Origin of the sequence: Streptomyces sp. T028, assembly GCF_048159505.1 — a bacterium.
Classification (GTDB): Bacteria; Actinomycetota; Actinomycetes; order Streptomycetales; family Streptomycetaceae; genus Streptomyces.
Genome location: NZ_JBLRVZ010000117.1, coordinates 1 through 4042, shown reverse-complemented (window position 1 = coordinate 4042; position 4042 = coordinate 1). Strand labels below are relative to the sequence as shown.

The following is a 4042-nucleotide window of genomic DNA, read 5'->3' as shown; positions in this document are numbered from 1 at the left end:
ATCCGACGTTCGCCGAGTTGCTGGGCCGGGTGCGGGAGACGAGTCTGGCGGCTCTGGAGCATCAGGATGTGCCGTTCGAGCGGTTGGTGGAACTACTGGCCCCGGACCGCTCGATGTCCCGGCACCCGCTCTTCCAGATCATGCTCGGCGTGCAGAACCTGGGGCAGACGACCCTGGAGCTGCCCGGCCTCCAAGCGGCGTCGATGCCCGCCGGTCCCGCGCCGGTGAAGTTCGACCTGGATGTGACGGTCGGTGAGACGTTCGACGGTGACGGCCGTCCGCTGGGGTTGCGGGGGTCGGTGACCGGGGCGGCGGATCTGTTCGACGCGGAGACGGTCGAGTCGCTCACCGAGCGCCTGGTGCGGGTTCTGGAGGTGGTGGCCGCCGATGCTCAGGTGAGGGTGAGCCGGGTGCCGGTGCTGTCGGACGCCGAACGGCATCAGGTGGTCGTGGACTGGAACGACACGGCGGTACCGCTCACGGACACGACCTGGCCGACGCTGTTTGCGCAGCGGGTGACTGATGATCCAGGTGCGGTCGCGGTGATCTGCGGGGACGAGCAGGTGACGTACGCGGAGCTGGATGAGCGGGCGTCCCGGCTGGCGCAGGTCCTGACAGGGCTGGGGGTGGGCCCCGAGTCGCTGGTTGCCGTGGTGATGCAGCGGTCCGTGGACGTGGTGGCGGCCGTGGTGGGGGTGTGGAAGGCAGGGGGTGCGTATCTGTTCGCCGATCCGGCGCTCCCGGCCGGGCGGGTGACGGCGATGCTGGCGGACGCGGAACCGGCGTGTGTGGTGACCACCAGCGACCTGGTGGGGACGCTGCCGGCGGGTGTCTCCGTACCGGTGCTGCGGGTGGACGAGCTCGGCGAGGCGGCGGAACCGGCCGAGGCGCCGGTGGCGGGACATCCGGGTGCGGCTGCGTACGTGATGTACACGTCGGGGTCGACCGGACGGCCGAAGGGCGTGGTGGTTTCGCACGCCGCCGTGGTGCATCTGGTGGCGGCCCTGGGCCCGGTCGCCGGAGTCGGGGCGGGGACGGGGATGCTCCAGTTCGCGTCGTTCGGATTCGACGGCTCGGTGCTGGACCTGGCCGTGACGCTGGCGGCGGGCGGCCGGCTGGTGGTGGCGACCACGGCGGAGCGCGAAGATCCCGCGCTGCTGGCGGCGGCGCTGAACAGGGCGGAGGTGGCGGTGGCGAGTGTGGTTCCCTCGCTGCTGGCCGTCATGGATCCGGGCGCGGTGGACGGCCTGGAACGTGTGCTGGTGGGCGGTGAGTTGCTCACCGCCGAGCTGGCGCGGGTGTGGGCCGACGGCCGGAACCTGGTCAACACGTACGGCCCGACCGAGGCGACGGTCATGGCCACCACCACGTCGGTGGAGCGTGAAACCGTCGTCGCACCGCCGGTTGGCGGCCCGGTGGCGAACACGCGCGTGTATGTGCTGGACCGATGGCTGCGACCGGTTCCGCCCGGGGCCGCGGGGGAGCTGTACGTGGCGGGGGCCGGCCTGGCCCGCGGCTATCAGGCCCAGCCGGCACCGACGGCGGAGCGGTTTGTCGCGTGCCCGTTCGGTGGTCCGGGTGAGCGGATGTACCGGACGGGGGATCTCGCTCGCTGGAACACGGATGGTCAACTGGTCTTTGCGGGCCGGGTGGATGATCAGGTGAAGGTGCGGGGGTTCCGTGTCGAGCCGGGCGAGATCGAGGCGGTGGTGACCGCTCATCCGAAGGTTGCTCGGGCGGTGGTGGTCGCCCGTGACGACATGCCTGGCGACAGGCGGCTGGTGGCCTACGTGGTGCCGGCGGAGGAGAGCGGTACGAGTGATCTGCCCGCGGGGGTACGGGCGTTCGCTGCCGGGCGGTTGCCGGAGTACATGGTTCCGTCGGCGGTGGTGGTGCTGGATGCGGTGCCGTTGTCGGTGAACGGGAAGGTGGACCGGGCGGCGTTGCCGGTGCCGGAGTATGCGGCCGCTGGTGGTGGGCGCGGTCCTGTCACGGTGGCGGAAGAGGTCGTGTGCCGGGTGTTCGCCGAGGTGTTGGGTGTGGAGCGGGTGGGGGTGGAGGACAACTTCTTCGAGTTGGGTGGGCATTCGCTGTTGGCGGTGTCGTTGGTGCAGCGGTTGCGTGAGCGGGGGTTGGGGGTTTCGGTGCGGGTGTTGTTCGAGGCGCCCACTCCGGCGGGGTTGGCTGCGGCGGGTGAGGGCGGTGGTGTGGTGGAGGTGCCGCCGAACGGCATTCCGGACGGTGCGGAGGAGATCACCCCGGAGATGCTGCCGCTCGTGGACCTCACTCCGGAGCAGGTGGAGCTGGTGTGTGCGGCGGTCGAGGGCGGGGCGGCGAACGTGGCGGACGTGTATCCGCTGGCCCCGTTGCAGGAGGGCATCTTCTTCCACCACCTGCTCGCCGAGCCCGGCGAGGCGGACGTGTACCTCGTGCCGATGACGTTGGCTTTCGACGGTCGTGAGCGGCTGGACGGGTTCCTGTCGGCGTTGCAGCGGGTGGTGGACCGGCATGACATCTACCGCACGGCTCTGGTGTGGGAGGGGCTGCCGGAGCCGGTGCAGGTGGTGCGGCGTCGGGTCGTGGTACCGGTCACCGAGGTGGTCCTGCCCGAGGCCGGGGACGCGGCGGCCGAGCTGCTGGCGGAAGCGGGTTCCTGGCTGGATCTGCGGCGGGCGCCGTTGCTGCGGGTGCATGTGGCGGCGGAGCTGGGCAGCGAGCGGTGGTTGGCGGTAGTGCAGATCCATCACCTGTTGCAGGACCACACGGCGCTGGAAGTGGTGATGGGTGAGGTCGAGGCGTTCATGGCGGGGCGTGGGGACGAGTTGCCGGTTCCGCTGCCGTTCCGTGACTTCGTGGCGCAGGCCCGGCTGGGGGTGTCCCGTGCGGAGCACGAGGAGTACTTCGCGGGGGTGTTGGGTGATGTGACGGAGCCGACGCTGCCGTTCGGTCTGTCCGACGCTCATGGCGACGGCACCGGTGCGCGTCGGGCGCGGGTGACGCTGGAGGAGGGTCTGGCGGGGCGGGTGCGGGAGCGGGCGCGTGGGCTGGGGGTGAGTCCGGCGACGCTGTTCCATGTGGCGTGGGCGCGGGTGCTGGCCAGTCTGTCCGGGCGTAGTGATGTGGTGTTCGGGACGGTGCTGCTCGGGCGGATGAACGCCGGGCGCGGGGCGGAACGGATCCCCGGCCCGTTCATGAACACGCTGCCGGTCCGCATGGATGTCGCCGGCGTGGATGCTGCCGGTGCGGTCAGGGTGATGCAGTCCCAGCTCGCGGGGCTTCTGGTGCATGAGCACGCGCCGCTGGTCCTGGCCCAGCAGGCCAGCGGCGTACCCGCGCCGGCTCCGCTGTTCACCTCCCTCTTCAACTACCGCCACGGTGGGCGGGCCGGTGACACCGGCAGGCCGGCCGGTGGGCGAGGGATGCGTGTGTCACTGGCCCAGGAGCGGACGAACTATCCCTTGGCTGTGGCGGTTGATGATCTGGGGGTGGGGTTCGGGGTGACGGTTGATGTGGTGGAGCCGGGGGATGCGGGGTTGGTGTGTGGGTTGTTGGGGACTGCGGTGGAGGGTTTGGTGGTGGCGTTGGGTGAGGAGTCCGGGGTGGGGCTCAGTGGGATTGGGGTGTTGTCGGAGGGTGAGCGTCGGCGGATTCTGGCTGAGTGGAATGACACGGGGTGGGTGCCGGGGGTGTCGGTGCCGGAGTTGTTCGGGGCGCAGGTGGTGAGGGCTCCGGGTGCGGTGGCGGTGGTGTGTGGTGATGAGCGGGTGACGTATGGGGAGTTGGATGAGCGNGGGGGATGCGGGGTTGGTGTGTGGGTTGTTGGGGACTGCGGTGGAGGGTTTGGTGGTGGCGTTGGGTGAGGAGTCCGGGGTGGGGCTCAGTGGGATTGGGGTGTTGTCGGAGGGGGAGCGTCGGCGGATTCTGGCTGAGTGGAATGACACGGGGTGCGTGCCGGGGGTGTCGGTGCCGGAGTTGTTCGGGGCGCAGGTGGTGAGGGCTCCGGGTGCGGTGGCGGTGGTGTGTGGTGATGAGCGGGTGACGT

1 protein-coding gene is annotated in these 4042 nt (G+C 70.6%); it reads left to right on the top strand.

Going from position 1 to position 4042, the window contains the following annotated elements:
• On the top strand, positions 1-3860 hold a 3860-nt coding region (locus ACLZN2_RS50745; protein ID WP_416987052.1), incomplete at its 5' end, for an amino acid adenylation domain-containing protein.
• Between the last annotated feature and the right edge of the window lie 182 nt (positions 3861-4042).